The sequence below is a fragment of the Ruegeria sp. CDSB029 genome, assembly GCF_059611125.1.
This window is the reverse complement of sequence record NZ_JBXWOX010000005.1, coordinates 234,005-256,099: the sequence shown is the minus strand read 5'-3', so window position 1 is coordinate 256,099 and position 22,095 is coordinate 234,005. Positions and strand designations below refer to the sequence as shown.

21 protein-coding genes and 1 riboswitch are annotated in these 22,095 nt (G+C 56.7%); of the genes, 10 read left to right on the top strand and 11 right to left on the bottom strand.

Annotated elements, in window-relative coordinates; genetic code table 11:
* Positions 1-287: 287 nt before the first annotated feature.
* The 3 genes from AC2FI8_RS08555 to AC2FI8_RS08545 form a co-directional block, all read right to left on the bottom strand.
* Complete coding sequence (locus tag AC2FI8_RS08555; protein WP_496778470.1) at positions 288-1,148, bottom strand: Rossmann-like and DUF2520 domain-containing protein; 861 nt, start codon at positions 1,146-1,148, stop codon at positions 288-290.
* A gap of 127 nt (positions 1,149-1,275) precedes the next feature.
* The gene (locus AC2FI8_RS08550; protein WP_496778468.1) at positions 1,276-1,641 is read right to left on the bottom strand and encodes a transposase; all 366 of its coding nucleotides are present in this window, start codon (positions 1,639-1,641) and stop codon (positions 1,276-1,278) included.
* Positions 1,642-1,668: 27 nt separating this feature from the next.
* A complete protein-coding gene (locus tag AC2FI8_RS08545; protein ID WP_496739152.1) occupies positions 1,669-2,298 on the bottom strand; it encodes a response regulator transcription factor in 630 nt (209 codons plus the stop codon).
* 220 nt (positions 2,299-2,518) lie between these two features.
* Here AC2FI8_RS08545 and AC2FI8_RS08540 point away from each other — a divergent pair, with 220 nt between their 5' ends.
* The 6 genes from AC2FI8_RS08540 (at position 2,519) to AC2FI8_RS08515 (ending at position 9,068) form a co-directional block, all read left to right on the top strand.
* Positions 2,519-3,760 carry a pyridoxal-phosphate-dependent aminotransferase family protein gene (locus AC2FI8_RS08540; protein ID WP_496778466.1) on the top strand — a complete coding sequence of 414 codons (1,242 nt, stop codon included), beginning with the start codon at positions 2,519-2,521 and terminating at the stop codon, positions 3,758-3,760.
* A gap of 28 nt (positions 3,761-3,788) precedes the next feature.
* Positions 3,789-4,985, top strand: a complete 1,197-nt coding sequence (locus AC2FI8_RS08535) for a malate--CoA ligase subunit beta (protein ID WP_170559666.1) — start codon at positions 3,789-3,791, stop codon at positions 4,983-4,985.
* Positions 4,985-5,875: a succinate--CoA ligase subunit alpha gene (gene sucD, locus AC2FI8_RS08530; RefSeq protein WP_496766196.1), complete on the top strand. Its 891-nt coding sequence runs from the start codon at positions 4,985-4,987 to the stop codon at positions 5,873-5,875. Before AC2FI8_RS08535 ends, sucD begins: the two co-directional genes overlap by 1 nt.
* Entirely contained in the window at positions 5,875-6,846 is a 972-nt protein-coding gene (locus tag AC2FI8_RS08525) for a 2-hydroxyacid dehydrogenase (RefSeq protein WP_496724919.1), read from the top strand. The genes sucD and AC2FI8_RS08525 overlap by 1 nt, the downstream gene beginning before the upstream one ends.
* Before the next feature lie 45 nt (positions 6,847-6,891).
* Complete coding sequence (locus tag AC2FI8_RS08520) at positions 6,892-7,869, top strand: HpcH/HpaI aldolase/citrate lyase family protein (protein ID WP_496724917.1); 978 nt, start codon at positions 6,892-6,894, stop codon at positions 7,867-7,869.
* 233 nt (positions 7,870-8,102) lie between these two features.
* A complete protein-coding gene (locus tag AC2FI8_RS08515; RefSeq protein ID WP_496778464.1) occupies positions 8,103-9,068 on the top strand; it encodes a GlxA family transcriptional regulator in 966 nt (321 codons plus the stop codon).
* A gap of 31 nt (positions 9,069-9,099) precedes the next feature.
* Here AC2FI8_RS08515 and AC2FI8_RS08510 read toward each other — a convergent pair whose 3' ends face one another.
* The 7 genes from AC2FI8_RS08510 to AC2FI8_RS08480 form a co-directional block, all read right to left on the bottom strand.
* Positions 9,100-10,932 (bottom strand): adenylate/guanylate cyclase domain-containing protein, encoded by a 1,833-nt coding sequence (locus AC2FI8_RS08510; RefSeq protein WP_496778462.1) that lies wholly within the window; start codon positions 10,930-10,932, stop codon positions 9,100-9,102.
* 102 nt (positions 10,933-11,034) lie between these two features.
* Entirely contained in the window at positions 11,035-11,727 is a 693-nt protein-coding gene (locus AC2FI8_RS08505) for a thiamine ABC transporter ATP-binding protein (protein ID WP_496778460.1), read from the bottom strand.
* Positions 11,714-13,261 (bottom strand): thiamine/thiamine pyrophosphate ABC transporter permease ThiP, encoded by a 1,548-nt coding sequence (locus AC2FI8_RS08500; RefSeq protein ID WP_496778459.1) that lies wholly within the window; start codon positions 13,259-13,261, stop codon positions 11,714-11,716. The genes AC2FI8_RS08505 and AC2FI8_RS08500 overlap by 14 nt, the downstream gene beginning before the upstream one ends.
* A complete protein-coding gene (gene thiB, locus AC2FI8_RS08495; RefSeq protein WP_282119270.1) occupies positions 13,237-14,217 on the bottom strand; it encodes a thiamine ABC transporter substrate binding subunit in 981 nt (326 codons plus the stop codon). Before thiB ends, AC2FI8_RS08500 begins: the two co-directional genes overlap by 25 nt.
* 33 nt (positions 14,218-14,250) lie before the next feature.
* A riboswitch (TPP riboswitch) is annotated at positions 14,251-14,356 on the bottom strand.
* Between the two features lie 137 nt (positions 14,357-14,493).
* Positions 14,494-15,858: an ArsB/NhaD family transporter gene (locus AC2FI8_RS08490; protein WP_496778457.1), complete on the bottom strand. Its 1,365-nt coding sequence runs from the start codon at positions 15,856-15,858 to the stop codon at positions 14,494-14,496.
* 24 nt (positions 15,859-15,882) lie between these two features.
* Positions 15,883-16,371 (bottom strand): CBS domain-containing protein, encoded by a 489-nt coding sequence (locus tag AC2FI8_RS08485; RefSeq protein ID WP_496706134.1) that lies wholly within the window; start codon positions 16,369-16,371, stop codon positions 15,883-15,885.
* 318 nt (positions 16,372-16,689) lie between these two features.
* The gene (locus AC2FI8_RS08480; RefSeq protein WP_496778454.1) at positions 16,690-17,454 is read right to left on the bottom strand and encodes an enoyl-CoA hydratase; all 765 of its coding nucleotides are present in this window, start codon (positions 17,452-17,454) and stop codon (positions 16,690-16,692) included.
* Positions 17,455-17,929: 475 nt separating this feature from the next.
* On the opposite strand from AC2FI8_RS08480, the gene AC2FI8_RS08475 reads away from it, so the two are divergent.
* The gene (locus tag AC2FI8_RS08475; protein WP_496778452.1) at positions 17,930-18,715 is read left to right on the top strand and encodes a HalD/BesD family halogenase; all 786 of its coding nucleotides are present in this window, start codon (positions 17,930-17,932) and stop codon (positions 18,713-18,715) included.
* 239 nt (positions 18,716-18,954) lie between these two features.
* On the opposite strand, the gene AC2FI8_RS08470 is transcribed toward AC2FI8_RS08475, so the two are convergent.
* A complete protein-coding gene (locus tag AC2FI8_RS08470) occupies positions 18,955-19,932 on the bottom strand; it encodes a zinc ABC transporter substrate-binding protein (RefSeq protein WP_496778450.1) in 978 nt (325 codons plus the stop codon).
* Positions 19,933-19,988: 56 nt separating this feature from the next.
* On the opposite strand from AC2FI8_RS08470, the gene AC2FI8_RS08465 reads away from it, so the two are divergent.
* The 3 genes from AC2FI8_RS08465 to AC2FI8_RS08455 are packed head-to-tail and all read left to right on the top strand — an operon-like array spanning position 19,989 to position 22,053.
* Complete coding sequence (locus AC2FI8_RS08465; protein WP_496734856.1) at positions 19,989-20,501, top strand: Fur family transcriptional regulator; 513 nt, start codon at positions 19,989-19,991, stop codon at positions 20,499-20,501.
* Positions 20,502-20,503: 2 nt separating this feature from the next.
* Positions 20,504-21,256 (top strand): metal ABC transporter ATP-binding protein, encoded by a 753-nt coding sequence (locus AC2FI8_RS08460; RefSeq protein WP_496778448.1) that lies wholly within the window; start codon positions 20,504-20,506, stop codon positions 21,254-21,256.
* Entirely contained in the window at positions 21,256-22,053 is a 798-nt protein-coding gene (locus AC2FI8_RS08455; RefSeq protein ID WP_058272042.1) for an iron chelate uptake ABC transporter family permease subunit, read from the top strand. The genes AC2FI8_RS08460 and AC2FI8_RS08455 overlap by 1 nt, the downstream gene beginning before the upstream one ends.
* The last annotated feature ends 42 nt before the right edge of the window (positions 22,054-22,095 follow it).

Genomic DNA, 22,095 nt, shown 5'->3' with positions numbered 1-22,095 from the left:
ACGAAACTGGGAAAACGCTGCTGTTCAAAGCGATTTAGCGGGGTTTGTCGAGCACTGAAGACGGGGGAAATGTGCTCCTTCAGTTGTGCCTGTTTGTTCTGATCAGCCTCGCAGCCAGTTGACTGTAACCTACACACCTTTGCGACAGGTGACGGCCGATTTAGATGTCGGGTGTCAACGTGCTCGTGCCGAGCTGGCAACCCAAGGAGAGGGGGATCTCTGTGTTGAAGACACCCCGAACTGGTGCCAACTGAATTGCGCGGGCCTCAGTACGCGAGCGATGCGGCTTATTCTTTTGACAACTTAAGGGTGGCATCGGTCGAACCGGTCTTTTTTAAAGACCCGGCCATGTCACTTAAGGCGCGATAAACCTCTCCGGCCTGGGGGTGCCAGTTTGCCAAGTCGCGTCCCTGAGTGGTCACGACTCGTTCATCTCCGCGCGCAGCCGGGCCCGTCAATGCCTGTTGCGGTCCCAATGCAACGACATTTTCCGCAGTACTTTCAAGAAGCCTTGCGTTCAGCAGTGGGACCACATCAGCCCTGACCCCGGCTTCGGCCCAGGCTTCGCGCGCGATGGCTTGAAGCACGACGGCAAAGTTGTTCGAGATCACGGCCGCCGCGTGATAAAGGCTCTTGCCATCAGAGCGGATCGAAAAGCACTCGGCCCCCATTCTTTCCAAAATAGGTTGAAGGATAGCTAATGCATCGGCGTCACCTTCAAGGCCGCACAGGGTGCCCGTGAACTGTTTTATCGCTGTATCAGGGTCAGCGAAGGACAGGACCGGATGCACACTGGCTAAACGCCAGCCCAGCCTACGCAACGCGGCCAGTTCATCAGCCGGGAAGAATCCGCTGCAGTGAAAGACTGTGGGACGTTGTTTTATCGCTGTCTGCGTCGCGGCAAGGTCGGAGGCGACGCGAGAGATTTGCGTGTCTGGTACTGCGATAACCCAGAGATCGGCTGGCCGCATATCTGATAGGTCAGTTTCGGCCCGACCTGCGCCGACGCGTTGAACAGCGTTTTCTGCCGAGTTCCGACTTGCACTAAGGACATCCTGTATTTCGCAATCCGTCAAAGAGCTGAGAAGGCTCAGAAATGTCTGACCGACCCGGCCCGCTCCGATCAGATTTACTTTGATCCTGTCCATTCTTTTCGGCCTTTGGCGACTGGCTTTGTCAGGACTATGCCTGCGGCGCAGGGCCATTGCAAAGGCCCGGCTTGACAGGATTGCAATTTCAAAGTTTCAGCGACCACCTTTCGGTTTTTGCCGGACATCACCAATCCGATCTATTGGCGTTTCTCGCAAAGTGCCTCATGTACAGTGACAACCATTGAGGCTGTGTCTCAGTCCAGATTACCCGCGCACAGTTCGGTCGTGACAGAGCCGATTGGCTATTCTGGTGGAATTTGATCCAGAAACTTCGGCAACGTGCGAGCATCTTTGACGTTGCTGCAGCTCGATCGACCGCGGGTTTCAATGGACCTTTGGAACAATGACACAGTATTCTCACGTTCAGCGTCTTTAGACGTCGACACTGTGTGTTGAAATCCGGAATATATCTTTTCAACCCGATCAGGTGCAAGAGACTGGCGACGAACCCGATCGTTTGCCTCGGCGGTGATCTGAACAGCACTTTCATGGCCGGCTAAGCCGGGAAACGCTTGGCTTACTCGCGCGACAACCGAGATGAATAGTAGTATGCAATCGCTTGGGTTCGGTTCTTTACGGCCAGTTTCTCATAAATGTTGGACAAGTGAAATTTGACCGTGTTGGTGGAAATCTGAAGCTCCTTCGATAAATCCCGGTTGGACATACCCTGTGCCAGAGCCTCGAGAATCGCGCGCTCTTTGCGGGACAGGCTTTGGATGGGGTCCTGCTGCATTTTGCGAACGTCAACGAAGGGAAACACCATCTTGCCATCGGCGACGTCTGCACAGGTTTTCAGCAAGCCTTCGACCTCGCCAGATCGCGCAGCAAACCCGGCGGCCCCCGCTTGCATTGCCAGTCTTGGAACGTCACCGGACGTATCGCCGTAAACGACAAACCGTGGTGCATTGGCCTGTTCGCGCAGCACCTCAATCAGTTTGGCTGCACCCAAAACGGGAAGATTCCAGTCGATAACTCCGACTTTCACGGGAACCCGCATCACCGTCCCCAAAAAGCCTTCGGCCGTCGCCGAGGTCGCAACAAGCGAGAATCGTGAGTCGCGTTCAAAGATCTCCGACATGGCCGACAGGACCAGAGGATTGCTGTCGGCCAGCATGACGTCAATCGGTGTCTGTACGGTTTCAACCATCTGATTTCTGTCCAATTTCCGCAAAAACTACCCGTATAGGTAGGTGAAATTTTAGTATACCTTTGTATTTTTACCTAAAAGGGTGGGAAATTACCCACACAAATAGCCATCCTAAAGCAGTAGTAAGTTACGTTGTGTCACGAGGCAAGTCCGCGTTTCCTAATTGGCAATGCAACCCATTGGGCCCAGATGCCCCTTCAAATGCCGAGGACGTCAACCGATGACATTTCAGATTTTCCCTCCGCTTGAGATCCCCGAGACCTTGGCCGCCGGTCCCGGGCCGGGCAATACGGATGCACGTGTTCTGCAAGCTTTCACCAACGCGGGCGTGGCCGATCACATGCAGGGCGATGTTCTCAGGGGCATGGTTGAATGCAAACACATGCTTCGCAAGGTCTGGGGCACCCAAAACGCATATACTTTCGCCGTCGCTGGGACAGGTTGGAGCGCGCTGGACACCATGTTCTCTGCCGTCATGCCCGGTGACAAGGTCGTGGCCTTTGCCAACGGAACCTTCTCCGGGATCGACGCGCTGACTTTGCGGATCAAGGCGGCCACACCAGAGGAACATGCCGCCAATCCGCTGGATCCTCAGGCAGCAAGTGTCACAGTGATTGATGTTCCGCATGGTCAGCCGGTGACTGGTGAAATGGCCGAGGACGCGTTGGCGGAACACAAGCCCAAATGGGCTTTCATGGCGCATTGGGAAACCGGGTCTGGCCGTGTTAACGACCTGCGCGGGTTTTCGGAGGCGTGTGAACGCCACGGCGTCATGGGTTTGATCGATGCGGTTTCGTCGATGGGCGTCGAGGACTTTTCGATTGACGACTATCCGGGGATCGCTGGTTGGGCCTCATGCCCACAAAAGGGTCTTTGTTGCCTGCCTCTGACATATGCGCCCGTCAGTTTTACGGACACCTATATCGAAGCCCTCAGGACCAATGGCGCTTACACTTACGTACACAATCCGATTTTCGAAGCCCGGCACTGGGGCATTGTAGACGGTCAGGATGTTGAAAAAGGGACATATCACAGAACGCATTCCGGATACGCCGTCGCCGCGTTCCATGAGTCCCTGCGTCTGACATTGCAGGAAGGTCTGGCCAGACGGTCGGCATCCTACAAGACCCACGAGCGCGTGCTGCGCGACGCCGTGACAGCCATGGGGTGCGAGGTGACCTCGGATATGCCCAGCCTTGTTGTGCTCAACCTGCCGTCGGAACTGGCCGGTCGCGAAATGGAATTGGTGCAGAATTGCCGGGCACAGGGCTTTGGCATCTGGCCGACGCTGAGCGCGCCGGTTCAGGTTCGTATTGGCATTCTCAATCAGCTCAACCGACAGGCCGTCAGCCGCATCGTGCGTCTATTTGCCGAGGCCATCCGGGAACTGGGCTGTCAGGTCGATTTCGAAGAGATCGAGGCGCTGCTCGAAAGCCGGTACGGCACGTCGATCGCGGCTTAATTACACTGCATGAACGGGAGGATTGCAGATGGATATTCATGAATATCAGGCGAAAGAGGTTCTTTCGAATTTCGGTGTTGCCGTGCCGTCGGGCGCTTTGGCTTACAGCCCTGAACAGGCGGCCTACCGCGCGCGTGAACTGGGCGGAGACAAGTGGATTGTCAAAGCGCAGGTTCATGCCGGCGGCCGCGGCAAGGCGGGTGGCGTCAAGCTGTGCAACACCGAAAATGAGATCTACCAAGCCTGTGACGACCTGTTTGGCCGCAAGCTTGTGACACATCAGACAGGCCCCGAGGGCAAGGGTATCTACCGCGTTTATGTCGAATCCGCCGTACCAATCGACCGCGAGATTTACCTGGGCTTCGTGCTGGATCGCTCCAGCCAGCGGGTGATGATCGTCGCGTCGTCTGAAGGTGGGATGGAGATCGAAGATATCTCGGCCGAGCGCCCCGACAGCATCGTGCGGTCTATTGTGGAACCCGCTGTGGGCCTGCAAGAGTTTCAGGCGCGCGAGATCGCGTTCAACCTTGGGCTGGAACCGCGTCTGGTTCAGCAAATGGTGCGGACATTGCAGGGCTGCTATGCCGCGTTCAGCGAACTGGACGCCACGATGGTTGAAATCAACCCGCTGGTCGTCACAGGTGACGACCGCGTGTTGGCATTGGATGCCAAGATGAGCTTTGACGACAACGCCCTGTTCCGGCATCCCCAGATTTCTGAACTGCGCGACAAAAGCCAGGAAGACCCGCGCGAAAGCCGCGCGGCGGATCGTGGTCTTTCCTATGTTGGGCTGGAAGGCAATATCGGTTGCATCGTGAACGGCGCTGGTTTGGCTATGGCCACGATGGATACGATCAAGCTGGCCGGAGGAGAGCCCGCAAACTTCCTCGACATCGGTGGTGGAGCGTCTCCAGAACGAGTAGCAAAGGCGTTCAGGCTGGTTCTGTCGGACAACAATGTTCAGGCGGTGCTGGTCAACATCTTCGCCGGGATCAACCGTTGTGACTGGGTTGCCGAAGGCGTCGTGCAGGCACTGCGCGAGATCGAGATCGACATTCCGGTCGTTGTGCGCCTTGCTGGAACGAATGTCGAAGAGGGTCAGAAAATTCTGGCCAAATCCGGCCTTCCGATCATCCGCGCCACTACTTTGATGGAAGCCGCAGAACGCGCTGTCGGCGCGTGGCGCAACGATCTGTCCCAAAACACCAAGATGAGGGCTGTGTAATGAGCATTCTTCTCGATCGCGACACACGGGTTATCGTTCAGGGCATCACCGGACGCATGGCGCGCTTTCATACAAAGGACATGCTGGCCTATGGCACAAACGTCGTTGGCGGTGTTGTCCCCGGCAAAGGCGGCGAAACCGTCGAGGGTGTGCCGGTTTTTGACACCGTCAAACAGGCCGTCGAAGCCACTGGCGCTGATGCCAGCCTTGTTTTCGTACCCCCACCGTTCGCCGCGGATTCCATCATGGAGGCCGCCGACGCAGGTATTCGCTATTGCGTGTGCATCACCGATGGCATCCCGGCGCAGGATATGATCCGGGTCAAGCGCTACATGTATCGCTATCCCAAAGACAAACGCATGGTTCTGACCGGACCAAACTGCGCGGGTACAATCAGCCCAGGTAAAGCGCTGTTGGGGATCATGCCCGGACACATCTATCTGCCGGGCAACGTTGGGATCATTGGCCGCTCGGGGACGCTTGGGTACGAGGCTGCGGCCCAACTCAAGGAACGTGGTATTGGCGTTTCGACCAGCGTGGGTATCGGTGGTGATCCGATCAATGGATCTTCGTTCCGCGATATCCTTGAACGGTTCGAACAGGACGAAAGCACCGAAGTCATCGCCATGATCGGCGAGATCGGTGGCCCACAGGAGGCCGAGGCCGCGGAATACATCCGCGATCATGTGACCAAACCCGTCGTCGCCTATGTCGCAGGCTTGACCGCACCCAAAGGCCGTACGATGGGCCACGCGGGCGCGATCATCTCGGCCTTTGGCGAAAGCGCGTCCGAGAAAGTCGAAATCCTTTCGGCAGCCGGCGTCACGGTCGCTGAAAATCCCGCTGTTATCGGCGAAACCATCGCCCGCGTCATGGGAAAGGCTGCGTAATGGCTAAACCTTCGGTTCTTGTTACCCGTCGCTGGCCTGCTGCCGTCGAGGCGCAGTTGGCCGAGAATTACAACGTCGTTTTGAATACCGGGGACAAGCCCATGTCCCCGGCTGAAATACGGGATTCCTTGAAACGCTATGATGCGGTGTTGCCCACTGTCACAGATACGCTGAACGCCGAGGCACTGGACGTTTCAGCGGCGCAAACCAGGATCCTTGCAAATTACGGGGTCGGCTACAGCCACATCTGCGAACCCGCAGCCCGCGAATTGGGCATGACGGTGACAAACACGCCTGACGTTCTGTCCGAATGCACTGCTGATATTGCGATGACGTTGCTGCTGATGGTGGCGCGCCGTGCAGGTGAGGGAGAGCGTGAGTTGCGCTCGGGCAACTGGACCGGATGGCGGCCTACACATCTGGTGGGCACCAAGGTCAGTGGCAAAACTCTGGGCATCATCGGCTACGGCCGCATCGGACAAGAGATGGCCCGCCGGGCGCACCACGGGTTCGGGATGGATATCATTGTCTACAACCGCAGCAAGGTGGCGCCGGATGTACTGGCCCGATGCAACGCAACTCAGGTAGATACGATTGACGATCTGTTGCCGCAGTGTGACTTCGTTTCGTTGCATTGCCCTGGTGGTGTTGCGAACCGGCACCTGATCAACTCGCGCCGGTTAAGCCTGATGAAACCCGACGCCTTTCTGATCAACACCGCGCGCGGTGAGGTGATCGACGAATGGGCACTGATCCAGGCGCTGATGTTTGACATGATCGGCGGAGCGGCGCTGGATGTTTTCGATGGCGAACCCCGCATCAGCCCGGACCTGTTGCAATGCGACAACCTCGTGATGCTGCCGCATCTGGGCAGCGCCACGCGCGAGGCGCGCGAAGCGATGGGGTTTCGCGTTCTCGATAACCTCAACGACTTTTTCGCCGGACGCGCGCCCCGAGATCGCGTGATCTGAGGCCAACCCCGATCACTCTGAACCAAAAGACGAAGGACCCAAACCATGAGCTTTCATTCCATCGACCAGGCACCCGCCCGCCTGAACCGCAGCGAACTTGCCGTTCCGGGCAGCCAGCCTGGTATGTTCGAAAAGGCCGCGAAATCAGATGTGGACGTCATTTTTCTTGACCTCGAAGACGCTGTTGCCCCGGACGAAAAGGAACAGGCGCGTAAGAATATCATCGAGGCACTGAATGATATCGATTGGGGTTCCAAAACCATGTCGGTTCGGATCAACGGGCTGGATACCCATTACATGTATCGCGACGTGGTCGATGTGGTCGAACAGGCTGGTGAGCGGCTGGACCTTATCATGGTCCCAAAGGTAGGCACCGCCGCAGACGTCTATGCTGTTGATATGCTTGTCACTCAGATCGAGGATGCCAAAGGATACAAGAAGCGGATCGGTTTTGAACACATTATCGAAACTGCATTGGGCATGCAGAACGTCAGCGAGATCGCGGCCGCCTCAAAACGCAATGAAAGCCTGCATTTTGGGGTTGCCGATTATGCCGCTTCTACCCGCGCGCGGACGACGATCATCGGTGGGGTGAACCCGGATTATTCGGTTCTGACAGACGCGGATGCTGATGGTGGCCGTCTGACTCATTGGGGCGACATGTGGCACTATGCACTAGCCCGCATGGTCGTTGCTGCCCGTGCTAACGGTCTGCGCCCAATCGACGGGCCTTTCGGAGACTTTCAGGATCCTGACGGCTACAAGGCTGCGGCAAAACGTGCGGCCGTTCTGGGCTGCGAAGGCAAATGGGCCATCCATCCCAGCCAGATTGCATTGGCCAACGAGGTCATGTCCCCATCTGACGCTGAGGTGAACAAAGCGCAGCGTATCCTTATCGCCATGTCCGAGGCCGAGGCATCCGGGAAAGGTGCCGTGTCGCTGGATGGACGATTGATCGACTATGCCTCGATCCGTCAGGCAGAAGTATTGGTCGAAAAGGCAGGCCAGATAGCAGCGGCATAAACCAAGGTAGACCAGGCATCACTTGGCGCGGGGTCGTTCAGACCCTGCGTTTCGATTTTACGACTACGATCGGAAACGCATGGCCGCGACAACCCCTGCGGACTTGTTCCTTGCTTTCAACCCCACGATCGGTTCAAACTAGGTCCTCGCCAATTGATGTTCGGCTGCCCCAAAGATTGATCGGGTCATTTAAGGGGCTATCACGCTGATAAAGAACCACAAGATCTCGTCGAATGTTAGCACCCACAGACAAATCGAAGACCGAACAGCAGATAACTTTCGAGATTTTTGTTCAGGCGGAATTTGCCTATCTGGAGCTGTCATCCATCATTGCCGTTTTGCAGACGGCAAACGATGTTCTCAACCGCGATCTTTTTCGGTGGCAGATTACGTCGGACACGCCCGGTCTGGTGACCAGCTGTTCAGACCTGATTGTGCGTGCAACGCCTGCCATCTCTGACCAGTATCTGAGCGATTGCCTGTGCGTCGTGGGCGGTCAATTGGGAAATGTCAGCACATGGCTGCGACGCGTCCGGGCAATGCAAAAACACAAACGACCGGTTGCCTTGTTTTCGGATGCAGCACGCGAATACATCAAGGCGACAGTGCAACAATCCGGGCCGGTCACGGCACATTGGCGCGACATTGGTTTGCTGCGTGAGATAGGGGATTACCCCATGCTTTCTGAAAACCTTGTCGCCCGCAACGGATCTGTGATGACATGCGCCGGGCACGGGCATACTGCCGAGGCGATCATCGGCATTTTGGCAGATGTGCTGGAACCTCAGGACAGGGCGGAACTGGCCTGTCAATTGATGCTGAACGACGTTCGGGGCCACGCGCAAGAGCAACCCAAAGGTCTGAGCGCGAACCCGAATTTCCTGGAAAAGCGGCTGCAAAACGCGATCCGCATCATGGAAGAAAACACCGAACACCCGTTGCCAACGGCCAGCCTTGCCCGCCGCGTGGGCGTATCTACCCGGCAGTTAGAGCGTCAGTTCATGCTGCACCTGAGCACATCGCCCGGAAAATTTTATAGAAAGATCAGGTTGAAAAAAGCGTTTACTCTGGTCTCGAACTCGCAAATGCCGATTATTGACATCGCCATAGCCTGCGGTTTTGCGTCAACCTCTACGCTTGCCCAGACATTCAAGGCCGAATACGGCAAAACACCAAAACAACTGCGGCGCACGGAGTGACCATTATACGGCCACTGGAATTCCTGGCAGGTTATGCTGAGGGGCGAAGGGTCTTATCTGCATCGCAAAGGCGGTAGACATTCACTTTCCTTGAACGTCCTTTGACCGTGAATTCGCCGCAGTCGATCAGATGAAAAGCCGGGCTGATCAGTCGGGCTGTGGCATCGCTGATCAAAATCGTGGTTTGCTCGTCACTTGGCAGCTCGCCTACCAGGGTCTCGATCCGGGCACAGGTGTTCACTGTGTCGCCGATCACCGTGTAATTCATCCTGTCGACGGCCCCGATATTGCCGACAATTAGCGGTCCGGTGTGCACCGCGATTTTGACGCCGTACTCGACGCCAGCCTCAGCCAGAGATCGCTTGATTGCCATTGCAGCCCGGCAGGCGCGTTCGGCATGGTCCGTCTGGTCCTGGGGCGCGCCCCAGAACGCCATCGCCGCGTCGCCGATGTATTTGTCGAGCGTTCCGCCCTCGGCTTCGATACATCGGTTCAGGATCTCGAAATGCCGATTCAGCATTGCTGCCGTGGCTTGTGGCGTCATGGCCTCGGATGCGGGTGTGAATCCCACGATGTCGGCGAACATGACGGTCAGTTCGACTTCGCGCGGCAACACAAGGTTAGGGTCTCCGGTCTTTAACATTTGCCGTACAAGGGTTCGGGGCAAATAAGTTTGAAACCAGCGCAGCCCGTCGAGCATCTTGTTGAAGGCAACAGCCTGAAGGTTCAGTTCTGAGACCCGAGAGGGGGGCAGGTGGTCGATCTGGTTCAGATTCAGCTCGCTGATTTTGATGGCTTCTTCAGTCGACCTGTGAATGGGTGCCGCCAATCGTCTGGCCAACACAAGCGCCGCAATGACCGAAGCGATCAGTAAACCAAGACTGACCAGGGCGGCATCACTCAGCCGGGACCACTGGTTGCTCCAATCGCTCAGTGGAGAATACTGCCCGATCACCCACGGCTCAGATCCGAAGCCGCTGACGATGCTTGTCAAAACCAGGTGTTCTCCGTCCAGCGCCTCGACCACATATCCGACAAATGTTCCATCGTTGCCCTGAAACTCGGGTGGCTGCATCAGCATTTGTGAGATGACCGCGTCATCAAGTGCTGCGACCGAATGCAAGGGGGCGTTTGAGCTTAACGTGTTTGCAGACAGGTTCAGCAATTTGGGATGGGCCAGAACGCGGTTGTCACCGTACAGAACAAAACCGGTTGCCCCGTATTTCCCGCTTAACTCGTCGACCAGGCCCGAGAAATGGTGAACGGTAGAAGAAACGAGCACGGCCCCGAGGAAAATACCGTCTTTATAGGCAGGTACAGTCGCTGAGATATGTGTCCGGCCCTGGTCAAAGAAGGGTTCGTTCCAGAACAAACCATCATAGCCTTTAACATCTTTAAGATACTGAAGCGTGCCTGCAGCCGGAGGCTCGTATGACGTTATTAACCGTGGCCCCTCAACATCGGTGATATGTGTTGAAATGAACAGACTGCCGTCAGGATACACGATGGCAAGATCTGTCAGATACGGGACCGAAGCCACCACGCCTTTGAAGTAGGCTTTCAGAAAATCGGTGTCGTGCAGATCGACTTCACCCGTGCTTGCGTCTTCTTGCAGGGACTGTGCCAGTTCCTCGATCGGTGTCGTCAGGCTAAAGATATCGTCTTCGATGGATTCGACGATCATCGCGGCAGACGTATTCAACAGTTCCGTCGTGTTCTGAAAATTGGCATAAGTCGAAACCAACAGAACTGCGCCAGCCGATATTGCCACCAGTCCGCCAATGGTCAGCGCCAGCAGAGTGGAAATTCGGATTTTCAACCTTGTTTGGCGGTTGCTTTGCGCCTGGGCGCTTTTGTCGATCACGCCAGTGTGCTGCGTATGCTTGTCTTCGTTGACCATCTTTGAACGATATTTAGCTTGGCGACCCGTTACAACGCCTCGTTGACTTCTGAGGCGGGATCACCGCTAGCCAAGATAGGCACGCAGGCTTGGCGGCGGGTTGTCAAAGAGTTCCGCTGTCTGAACGGGGGCATGCACCGTTTCGTCTGCAACAAGTACGGTTTGGTCGGCAATACGGCGTGCATCCTGCGGATCGTGGCTGACCATCAACAGGGTCGTTTGGGTTTCGGCCACCAGATCGGCCACCAAATCCAGCATTTCGGTTTTCAAGGCTGGCCCAAGGGCGGCAAACGGTTCGTCCAAAAGCAACAGTTCGCGCCGCTGCACAAGTACGCGGGCCAGGGCAACCCGGCTTTGCTGTCCTCCGGACAGTTCCGAGGGTCTACGCGCGCCCATACCCTGCAATGAAACCCGGTCCAGTGCGGACTGAACCTGTGCATCCTCGTCCCTTGACAGCCGACCATTTGGGCGCAGGCCCAGGGCGATGTTTTGTTCAGCCGTCAGATGCGGAAACAGGTTTCCGTCTTGAAACAGCATCGCCATAGGGCGCTTGCCGGGATGCAGGTTGGAAATCTGTCGCCCACCCCAAAAAATCTGGCCCTTTTTCAGATCCCGAAATCCGGCGATAGTCTCCAGCAATGTGGACTTGCCCGCGCCGGACGGGCCGACAATGGCAACGCGCGCGCCAACCCCGATCTGAATATCGGCGTTTAGGGTGAAATTCCCGTTTTCGATCACACAGTCATCAAGCTTCAGCATGCCAGCGCCCTCCTCGGTCCAATAGCCAGAATGCGCCCATGGACAGCAGCAACAGCATTAATGCCCCGCCGGCAGCCGCCTGCATCTGATAGGCGCCCATCAGGCGGTAGATTTGCAAGGGCAGGGTCGCGATCAGCGGATCGGCGAACAGTGCGATCACGCCCAGATCACCCATTGACAGAGCCGCCCCAAGACCAGCGGCGAACCCGATCTGCGGACGCATGCGTGGTAGCAAGATGCGCGTGAAAAACGTCCATTTTGTCATATCCAATGAAAGCGCGAGACGTCCGTGCCTAGCGGTTATGTCGCGCGCCGCGGGGACCAGAATGCGTAAAGCAAAGGGCAGGGCCATCGCAGCATTCACCAAAGCAGTGACAGGCAGAGCCAATGTCGTCGGGTTTGCCAAAGGCCGGATTAGGATGAACAGGCCCGTACCGATGACCAGTGGTGAAGCCGCCAAACCCAAAATGCCGCTGAGTTCCACAAGCCCGTGCCGGCCGCTTGCGACGGCGGTGGCCATAGGCAAAGCAAGCAAAAGCAGGACAGCGGTGCTTGCAGTGGCAACAAGGACCGAGATCAGCGCGGCCCGAAAAACGATTGCGGGCATGTCAAACAACCCGGCAGCTCCCGAAATTACGACCGATGCCAAAGGCAGTAGCAAAAAGACGGCCGCTGCGACGATCCAGAATACATCTATCGTCGGCGCACCCCCGTCCCAGCGGCGCAAGGCGCGATCGAGACCTGTTCCGAAACCGTCCCCGCGCGAAAACTTCAACGCCGCTAAAGCGGTCGCTGCTGTCAGGGCAAGTTGCAGGGCGGATAACAGGGCGGCGCGGCCCAGGTCGAAATCGTAGGTAAAAGCCTGATAGATTGCCAGTTCGATCGTTGTGGCCCGTGGTCCTCCGCCCAAGGTGAGGGCGACGGCGAAACTGGTCAGGCAGATGGCGAAGATTACTGCAAGAACCCCGGGCAGGGTCCGTTTGAGCATGGGCATCTCGATCAGTCGAAACATGGCCATGCCGTTGCAGCCCAGTTGTGCGGCCAGGCGAAACCGTTCGGCAGGAATTTCTTGCCAGGCTTGCAAAACAAGGCGAGTGGCCAGGGGCAGATTGAAGAACACATGCGCCAGTACGACGCCATGCAAGCCGTAGATGCGTATGGGCGGCAGGCCGAAAATGCCAAGGAAGTCCGAGATCCACCCCGACCGGCCAAAAACTTGCAGCAGGCCCAGAATGGCAACGATGACCGGCAGGATGAAGGGCGCGCCCAAAAGCGCAATTAAAGCCCGTCGGCCGGGGAACCTCCGACGTGCCAAAGCCCGCGCGACCGGCACGGCCAACACCACGCTGAACAATGCGGACAGTGTGGCTTGGGTCAGCGTGAACCGCAGCGCAGCCCAGTCGGCGGGAGTGAACCCGCCGCTGGTTTCAGCACGCAGTGCAACCGCCGCAAGAGTGCCCAGGATCAGCGCGGCGACCAGAGCTGCCGCACCGATACCGGGCCATGGGCTTACTGGCTGAGCGCGTTCTGCCATTCTGCCAGGGCCTGATCCCGCACGGCGGCGGCTTCATCGGGGGAGAACAGCAGCGACTTTGCCGGCACTGTCAGGGTGTCGAACCCTGCAGGCAAACCTTCTGCCGGGGTTACGGCCGGGTACATCCAGTTGGTTGTCGGTATAATTTGCTGGAACGCATCCGAGACCATGAACTGCAAAAACTGATCCGCCAATTCGGCCTGATCCGTCGCGGCCAGCTTTGCCGCAACCTCAACTTGCAGATAGTTGCCCTCGTCAAAAGCGGACGCAGCCTTGCTGCCATCGTCCTCGGCAATCAGGTGATAGGCCGGAGATGTCGTGTAGCTGAGAACCATGTCCGACTCGCCCTCAAGGAACAGGCCGTACGCTTCGGACCAGCCTTTTGTGACCGTCACGATATTGTCGGAAAGACCAGTCCAGATTTCGGGTGCATCATCACCATACGCCGCTTTAACCCACATCAGCAGACCCAGACCGGGCGTGGACGAGCGAGGGTCCTGGATGATGATTTTGGTGTCGCTGTCCGCCAGCTCCCGGAAGTTCGCAGGCGCGGTCGCATCCGCTTTGTGAACGAAGGCGAAGTAGCCCCAGTCATACGGTGTGAACGTGTCATCGGTCCATTCGATCGGCAGCGCGAAGTCGGCAGAAACGGAATTGGGCGCAAACAGGCCGGTTTCCCGGGCCGCTGCAATCAGGTTGGTATCCAGACCAAGCACGACGTCGGCGTCAGAGTTTTCACCCTCAAGCCGGACACGCGACAAAAGTGCGGCACCATCTTCGACGCCCACGAGGTTCAGCTCGCAGTCGCAGGTTGCCTCAAAGGCTTCTTTGACCTGCGGGCCGGGGCCCCAATCGGATACAAAGCTGTCATAGGTGTAAACGGTTAGCTGAGGCTTGTCGGCGGCGATGGCCGTAGTTGCACTCAGAAGTCCCGCAGCAATTAGCAGATGTTTCATGTCATCCTCCATTGCGGCGAGAGGGCAAGGATGGATGAAACCGAAACCCTTCCCTCCGCCGGTTCTAGCCGGTTCAGGTTCTACGGGTTCGCTTGATAAGCATCTCAGCGCGGCAGGCCGTGCTCCCCGAGGTGAGGCCGTCACTAGGGGGGATTGGCTAGAAAGACAACCAAATTCGGTGCCTCAGCGCGGTGCGTGTCACATGCGGGCAAGTAAACCTGTCCGGAGTCGGACGCCCTTTGAACCTGTAATACGTTTGGTTCAAAGGGCCATAGGTCAGAAGTAACGCAGCCAAATATAGACGTTCGCGATCATCAGGGTCAGGATCATGATCGGGAATGCAATTTTGGCGAAGGCGATGAAGCCGATGGGCTGCTTGGCCTTTTCCGCAAAAGCAGCCACCGTAAGGTTGGCGCTTGCCCCCAACAATGTGCCGTTGCCGCCCAGACAGGCCCCAAGCGCCAGCGACCACCAAAGGGGTTCAATCGCGTCTTCACCGCCAAATGTATCCGCGGTGGATTCGATCAGAGGGATCATCGTTGCCACAAACGGGATGTTGTCCAGAATGGCCGACAGGATGCCAGAGGCCCAGAAGATGAAGAACGCGGTCCACATCATGTCGCCTTGGGTCAGCTCCAGCACTTTCTCACCAAAGAATGCCAGCAGCCCAACATGTTCAACACCGGCAACAATGACGAACAGCCCACCGAAGAAAAAGATTGTGACCCATTCAACTTCACCAAAGATGTGGTGAACCGACTCGGATTGTTCTTCACCGCTTTGGTGGCCGTAGGCCAGCAGCATCAACAGGCCTGCTCCGGCCAACGCTGACGTACCCGGCTGAATGCCGTAGCTGTGTCCCAGCGTGAACCCCAGCAAAACCAGAGCCAAAACGGCCAGAGACTTGATCATCAAGAAAACATCAGTGACCGCTTCGGATTCGTTGAAACCCATAATCCGATCGCTGGCCGATTTCGGAATGCGGGCCAGTTCCTTGCGATTCATAAGGTAAATAATGCCGGTCAGGACAACCAGACATATGGCCGAGATAGGCGCCAGGTTCACCACGAAATCGTTGAAGCTCAGCCCTGCGGCCGAGCCAATGATGATGTTGGGCGGGTCACCGATCAGCGTCGCTGTTCCCCCCACGTTCGAGGCCAGGATCTCGGCGACAAAGAACGGGAACACACGCGTTTCCAGGGCTTCAGTGATCAGCAGCGTAATCGGGGCGATCAGCAAAACGGTTGTCACGTTGTCCAGCAGGGCCGAGAACACCGCCGTAATCAGCGTCAGCATGATCAGGATGCCGGTTGGATTGGCTTTCACCGCTTTTGCAGCCTTAATCGCTACATATTGGAACAATCCGCATTTGCTGGTGATCCCCACGATGACCATCATGCCGATAAGCAGTGCCAGCGTGTTGGCGTCCACACCTGCCACAGCTTGTTCCTGATTGATGATGCCAAACAAGACCATAAGGGACGCGCCCAGCATCGTCAGAATGGCGCGGTTGACCTTTTCCGTGATCAGGACCGCATACACCAAAATCAGAATTCCGGTCGCGACCCAAAGCGGATCAATGCCCAATAGTTGTGGAACAGAGAGAGCGGCCTCTCCGTGTGACGTCGAATGCGTAGCCAAAGTTTTAGTCCGGTTTGTATAGGGTTAGCTGAGTGCGCGATCCAAAAGCGAGTTGGCGCTTACGGTGCCAACAAAACGGTTGGTTTCGGGCTCAACAAGGATCACGTGCCGTTTGTATTTGTAGATCAGGAAGATACCTTCCATCACCGGCGTGTCGGGTGCAGCAACGGGGATGTTCGAGGGCCTCGACATGTTGTCGCGAACCTTTTCGGTCTTCAGCCGCTCCATCTGTTGTTCGAAATCTTCCCGCGTCAGGTTCATGAAGCTGAGCGAGTCGATCGCGACGCGCGACGCATCATCATTTAGACCGATTGTCGCCGCCTTCGGCAGAATCAGTTTCAGCAGCGTTGGGGCGGTAAAGACGCCAACATAAGTCCCGTCTTCAGCCACGACAGGCAGAAACCGTGCCCGGCTGCCCCTGATGATGTTGAAAGCCGTGGCGATGCTTTCATCCGGCAGAATGGTCTTTTGTACCTCAGGCGGTACCATCACGTCATAGCAGGTTAGGCCCATGCTTTTCCTCTGACTTCACGCGGCTATCGGGTGAAACGCCATCCAACAGCCACAGGGCACGCCCTATTTCGGCTTGTAAAAGCGTGTCAGGGCGAATCAAAATTTGTTGATGCGCACTGATTCCATTGCCGGGCGGAATTGACCAGCCCGGTAATGAAATTAAGTTGATATCCTTCCGTCATTGGCGACGTAAGTCGATGACGGAAGGTTGGTTCCAGCTTGGGTTTGCTTCAGCGGTGCTTTGTGCCTCAGTTGCCGTTACATCTAGCCCGGATTGCCGTCGGGGCGTGGAAAGCCGTAATCGCTCAAAGGCGCGGGTCAGCTGTAATTCGGTGCGCGTTTTTGCAGTTTGGCCGCAATACTCTCGGCAAAATCGGGGGACTGTAGTTGCGTAGCAAAGATCTTGATTTCTGCGGCCATGTGTCCGGCCACTTCGTCACGCTGATTGCGGATCAGGGCCTTAGACTGTTTGAGCGCTACCGGGGATGAGGCCGCAATGGCTTGTGCAATCTCTTGGACTTTGCTTATCAACTCGCCGTCGCCAAAGACGCGCGCGACCAACCCATGATTCAGGGCCTCGGATGCCGTCAAAACCCGCCCGGCCAGCAAGACGTCATTGGCGACAGCCATGCCGAGGGACGCAGGCAGCAGCATCGAAGAACCGGCCTCGGGCACCAGGCCCAGTTGGACAAATGGCGCGCTGAATGTAGCGCTGTCCGCGGAATAGACTAGATCGCAGTGCAGCAGCATGGTCAGGCCAACGCCAATTGCAGGACCGTTTACTGCGGCGATCAGGGGTTTCGGACAATCCCGGATCGTATTCAGGAACCGAATAATCGGATTTTCAACGTCACCCGCCGGAAGCCCGCCTGTCATAAAGTCCTGCAGGTCATTCCCGGCTGTGAACATATCGCCTTCACCAGTGATGACCAGCGCCCGGGCTTGATCGGTTTGACCGTATTCTTCGATGGCTTCAGCTATCGCGGTATACATGGCAAAAGTGATCGCGTTTTTCTTGTCTGCGCGAGAAATCGTGACTGTGGTGACGCGATCCTGAGTGCTGACGATGATATGTTCGCTCATGGCGTTATTCCTTGGATGCCCGGCGGAATTTGTGTCGCGTCGGCTGTGGGTTTCCTGCATGTGGGCAAGTTCGTATGCGGGCAAATAGCCTGCGTCAACAAATCAGGGCAGTTACCTCACGTCGTTGGGCGAGTGTGCCAGATTGATCCCCACTGTTGAATTCAGTGGCGCCTTAACTATGAAGCGCAGCTACGACTATTTTTACATCTGGAGGAGATCTACGTCTTTTTGCGTAAGCTATCCGGTAATCCTGCCGCAAAGGGATCGGCGACATGCTCATCCTGATGAGGGTCTCCGACTGTAAATCCATCGCCGCCATTTCTACTAAACAAGCGCCCCCAGGAACAGGCGCTTTCCGCGCGGCAATCCGTTTCCGGTCAGAGCTTTTGAATTTCTTATGCTCCCCAAAAAGACTATCCATTGATAAAACCCTGTTTCAAGCCCTGCTCAGGATAACAGGAAGGGAGGGTCGAAGATGCGTGATGTCATAAACTTGGATTTGTATCCACTGGACCAGCCGGGCAGCATGGCCTGGCACAGCCTGATCGAACGCTTCAAAGCCGATCTTTCTGAGAATGGACTTTTCAACCTGCCTGGCTTTGTTCGCGACAGTGCGCTGGAATCGGCGGTGTCTGAGCTGCAACCGGTTTTGGCTGAAGAGGCTTTTGTCCATGCACGGCGGCACAACATCTATTTCAGGACGTCTATCGAGGGCCTCGGTAGCGACCATCCGGCCCTGACCCAATTTGAAACGTCTAACAGGACGATTTGCGCCGATCAGTTGGGGCAGGCCTTTGTCATCCGCCTGTATGAATGGCCGCCATTTGCGCTGTTTCTGGCTGCGGTCATGGAAAAGCCTAAGCTTTTTGTCATGGATGATCCGCTGGCCCGCGTGAATGTTATGGCTTACTCAGCCGGGCAGGCCCTGAACTGGCATTTCGACAGGTCCGAATTCACCACAACGCTGCTGTTGCAAGCGCCGTTAGCGGGCGGTGAATTCGAGTACGAAAAGGACCTGCGTAGTGATGACAACCCTAATTATGACGGGGTGGCTGAATTGCTGGAAGGTCGGCGCGAGCCCACGCTCATGAATCTGCAACCGGGGACTTTGAACATCTTCAAAGGCAAAAACACGGCGCACCGCGTTTCGCCTGTTCAAGGCGACCGCGACCGCATGATCGCCGTGTTTTCCTTTTATGATCGGCCAAATGTTCAGTTCACAGACGAAGAACGCATCGGGTTTTACGGGCGCGCGTCGTGATCTGAGATGGCACATGCCTGACCCTAGCCAGTGTCATAATCGTTAATCCGGACACCGCTAAAGCCTCTGACTGCGTCGTTCTGTTGGGAACTCAATAAGACATCTGGGTGCGTTCCCAAACGGGCGAATACCCCGGGCACTGAAACGCAAAAAAAAGCAAGTGTCCGAGATGCTTTGGTGTCCCCGGCTATGTTCAGCCCGTTCTGGGTTTTCATGCCAAAACGGGCTGCCCGGTCAGGTCATAGACATTCCGCCAAAGTTTTTGCGATGTTCCGGATCATTTGCGGGTACAGTTCGGCCCCAGGTTCAAGATCAGAACCTAGCGGATCTATCACACCTGTATTTGCTTCGGTTCCGTCCAAAACAGTGGCGACGATGCCGGGGTTGAATTGCGGCTCTGACAGAACACAATTGATCCGTTCTTCGCGAATGCGCACCTGAATTTCTGAAATCCGCGCCGGGCTTGGATCCGACGCATCGCTGAGCGAAATCGCACCCGACGCGGGGATGTCGAAGGCGTTCTCGAAGTACTGATAGGCATCGTGGAAAACGATGAAGTTTCTTCCGCGTACAGGTTCCAGAGTTGCACTTACTTCAGCAGAGAGGGCTGCCATCTCTTCGCGCGCAGCCGCCGCGTTTGCGAAATATGCGCCCGCATTGTCCGGGTCCGCTGCGGAAAGCTGCGCGGCAATCACGTTCAGCCAGGTGTCGGCGTTTTTGGGCGAAAGCCAGGCATGCGGATCATGATCGCCATGCGCGTGGTCATGGTGGTCGTCGTGTTCAGCATGAGCCTCGTGATCGTGGTCTTCACCCTCAGCATGCTCTTCGTGGTCATGATCGTCATGATCGTGCGCCTCAAACAGCGCATCCTCGCGGAAATCCAGAAGGACGGTGCCATCCACTTCCTGCAGGGGGGTGACTGTCGCGCCGTTGGCCAGGGTCTCTACCGCGCCTTCCATCCATGGGGTCAGGTCCTCGCCCATCCAGAATACCAGATCCGCATTTTGCAGGGCAGCCGCCTCAGAAGGGCGCAGGTTGTATTCATGCGGGGACGCGCCGGTTTGTACGATCAGGTTAGGTGTCCCAACACCTTCCATCACGCGCGCCACCAACGAGTGCACCGGTGCAATATCAACTGCAACATTTGGGACATCGGCCATTGCTGTGCCCCCCATCAACGCAGCCGTGATCGAAACAGGAAGAAGCTTTCTGGACATCAAACCCTCTATGTGATTTTATAACGTTGCGAGTGGCATATATGATATGGAATAACATGACAAGTGAGACGAGACCTGCACCTGCCGAAGACTCCGCCCTTGTCGGATTCCAAAAGCACGACCACGCGCACTGCGTCGAAAGCAGCCTGACCGTTGCCGAGACCCGGTGCAAAGAAGAAGGTTTGCGGCTGACTCCCGTGCGGCGCAAGGTTTTGGAAATGCTGCTGCAGGAACATCGGGCCTTGGGTGCCTATACAATCCTTGATCGATTGCGCGACGAAGGCTTCGGATCGCAGCCGCCGGTGGCTTATCGCGCCCTCGATTTTCTTGTTGAGAACGGGTTTGTCCACAAAATCGAACGGTTGAACGCATTTGTCGCCTGCGCGCATCCCGGGGCAACGCATTCCCCGGCCTTCATGATTTGTAGGAAATGTGATGCCGTGGCCGAAGCACATTCAACACCCGCGAAAGGAGAGCTGGGCGCAGCCGCGCGGGCGGTGGGTTTCGAGATTGAGCGGACCGTTGTAGAAGCCGAAGGCGTTTGCCCCGACTGCACCGAAAAGGCGTAGAAATGAACCTGATTACCGTAGAAGACCTCAGCGTTAGCTATGGGGCCAATACCGTGTTACGGCACATTCACATGGGGGTCGAACCTGGTGAAATCGTGACCATCGTCGGCCCTAACGGTTCGGGTAAGACAAGCCTGCTGCGCGCTATAATCGGTGCAATCAAACCGTCTGCCGGGCGGGTAAAGCGAAAGCTGGGGCTGAGAATTGGTTACGTCCCGCAAAAGCTGCATATCGACCCGACCTTGCCGATCACCGTCGAACGGTTCATGCGGCTGACCCATCGCGCGTCAAAGAAGGATTGCGCGACTGCGCTGGAAACGGCCGGTGTGCCCGATCTGCTCAAGCGCCAGATGTCACAGCTTTCGGGCGGACAATTCCAGCGCGTGCTGCTGGCGCGGGCCTTGATCAACCGACCCGAACTCCTGTTGCTGGATGAGGCCACGCAAGGGTTGGATCAGCCCGGGTCGGCTGCTTTCTATCGTCAGATCGAAGACGTGCGTCAGGAAACAGGGTGCGCTATCATCATGATAAGCCACGAGCTCCACGTGGTGATGAGTGCCTCCGACCGAGTGATCTGCCTCAACGGCCATGTCTGTTGCGAGGGGTCTCCGGCGGTGGTGGCCTCGGCCCCCGAATACCGCGCGTTGTTCGGAACCGGAACAGGTGGAGCGCTTGCCCTTTACCGCCATGATCATGATCACAACCACGATCATCATCATAATCATGGAAAAGACTCACAGGAAGCCGCAGAATAATGCTTGATGATTTCATGACCCGGGCCACACTGGCCGGAGTGGGCGTGGCCTTTGCTGCGGCGCCGTTGGGGTGTTTTGTGGTGTGGCGCCGTATGGCCTATTTCGGCGATGCCACCGCGCACGCAGCCATTCTTGGCGTGGCCTTGTCGCTGACGTTTCAGATGTCGGTTTTTACAGGTGCGCTGGCCGTCGCCTTGTTGATGGCGCTGACCGTGACGCTGTTGGCAGGTCGAGGGTACGCAATGGATACGTTGCTGGGTGTCATGGCACATTCGGCTTTGGCATTTGGTCTTGTGGCGGTTTCATTCCTCTCCGGTGTTCGGATTGATTTGATGGCCTATCTGTTTGGCGACATTCTGGCCGTTTCCCGTTCGGATCTGGCCGTCATCTGGGGCGGCGCTGCACTGGTCGTAATTTTGATTGCCTGGCGTTGGTCCCAGCTGTTGACGGCGACGTTGAACGAGGAACTGGCCTATGCCAGCGGGTTCGATCCCAAGCGCGAACAACTGATATTGACGCTTGCACTGGCCATCACGGTGGCAGTCGCCATCAAAGTTGTGGGTGTTCTGTTGATAGCGGCGATGCTCATCATACCAGCCGCTGCGGCGCGCAATCTGGCGCGGTCACCGGAAACGATGGCCCTGATTGCAGCGGCAATTGGGGCGACGTCTGCTGTGGCTGGGTTGAGGGCGGCTTATGTCTTCGACACGCCGGCCGGGCCCTCGATTGTCTGTGTCGCCGCCATTTTGTTTGCCTGTTTCAGCTTGCTTGGTTGGCAGCGTCATACCAACTCCTGACAGTCGCCGGGGAACTGCAGCTTATGTAATCGGGGCGTAGAA

Bases quoted from the DNA above. Each gene is read 5' to 3' on its own strand.
- AC2FI8_RS08555 (WP_496778470.1), bottom strand. From the start codon at position 1,148: ATGGACAGGATCAAAGTAAATCTGATCGGAGCGGGCCGGGTCGGTCAG.
- AC2FI8_RS08485 (WP_496706134.1), bottom strand. From the start codon at position 16,371: ATGGGCCTAACCTGCTATGACGTGATGGTACCGCCTGAGGTACAAAAG.
- AC2FI8_RS08545 (WP_496739152.1), bottom strand. From the start codon at position 2,298: ATGGTTGAAACCGTACAGACACCGATTGACGTCATGCTGGCCGACAGC.
- AC2FI8_RS08525 (WP_496724919.1), top strand. From the start codon at position 5,875: ATGGCTAAACCTTCGGTTCTTGTTACCCGTCGCTGGCCTGCTGCCGTC.
- AC2FI8_RS08480 (WP_496778454.1), bottom strand. From the start codon at position 17,454: ATGAGCGAACATATCATCGTCAGCACTCAGGATCGCGTCACCACAGTC.
- thiB (WP_282119270.1), bottom strand. From the start codon at position 14,217: ATGAAACATCTGCTAATTGCTGCGGGACTTCTGAGTGCAACTACGGCC.
- AC2FI8_RS08460 (WP_496778448.1), top strand. From the start codon at position 20,504: ATGAACCTGATTACCGTAGAAGACCTCAGCGTTAGCTATGGGGCCAAT.
- sucD (WP_496766196.1), top strand. From the start codon at position 4,985: ATGAGCATTCTTCTCGATCGCGACACACGGGTTATCGTTCAGGGCATC.
- AC2FI8_RS08470 (WP_496778450.1), bottom strand. From the start codon at position 19,932: ATGTCCAGAAAGCTTCTTCCTGTTTCGATCACGGCTGCGTTGATGGGG.
- AC2FI8_RS08535 (WP_170559666.1), top strand. From the start codon at position 3,789: ATGGATATTCATGAATATCAGGCGAAAGAGGTTCTTTCGAATTTCGGT.
- AC2FI8_RS08540 (WP_496778466.1), top strand. From the start codon at position 2,519: ATGACATTTCAGATTTTCCCTCCGCTTGAGATCCCCGAGACCTTGGCC.
- AC2FI8_RS08500 (WP_496778459.1), bottom strand. From the start codon at position 13,261: ATGGCAGAACGCGCTCAGCCAGTAAGCCCATGGCCCGGTATCGGTGCG.
- AC2FI8_RS08455 (WP_058272042.1), top strand. From the start codon at position 21,256: ATGCTTGATGATTTCATGACCCGGGCCACACTGGCCGGAGTGGGCGTG.
- AC2FI8_RS08505 (WP_496778460.1), bottom strand. From the start codon at position 11,727: ATGCTGAAGCTTGATGACTGTGTGATCGAAAACGGGAATTTCACCCTA.
- AC2FI8_RS08520 (WP_496724917.1), top strand. From the start codon at position 6,892: ATGAGCTTTCATTCCATCGACCAGGCACCCGCCCGCCTGAACCGCAGC.
- AC2FI8_RS08550 (WP_496778468.1), bottom strand. From the start codon at position 1,641: ATGAAAGTGCTGTTCAGATCACCGCCGAGGCAAACGATCGGGTTCGTC.
- AC2FI8_RS08475 (WP_496778452.1), top strand. From the start codon at position 17,930: ATGCGTGATGTCATAAACTTGGATTTGTATCCACTGGACCAGCCGGGC.
- AC2FI8_RS08515 (WP_496778464.1), top strand. From the start codon at position 8,103: ATGTTAGCACCCACAGACAAATCGAAGACCGAACAGCAGATAACTTTC.
- AC2FI8_RS08465 (WP_496734856.1), top strand. From the start codon at position 19,989: ATGACAAGTGAGACGAGACCTGCACCTGCCGAAGACTCCGCCCTTGTC.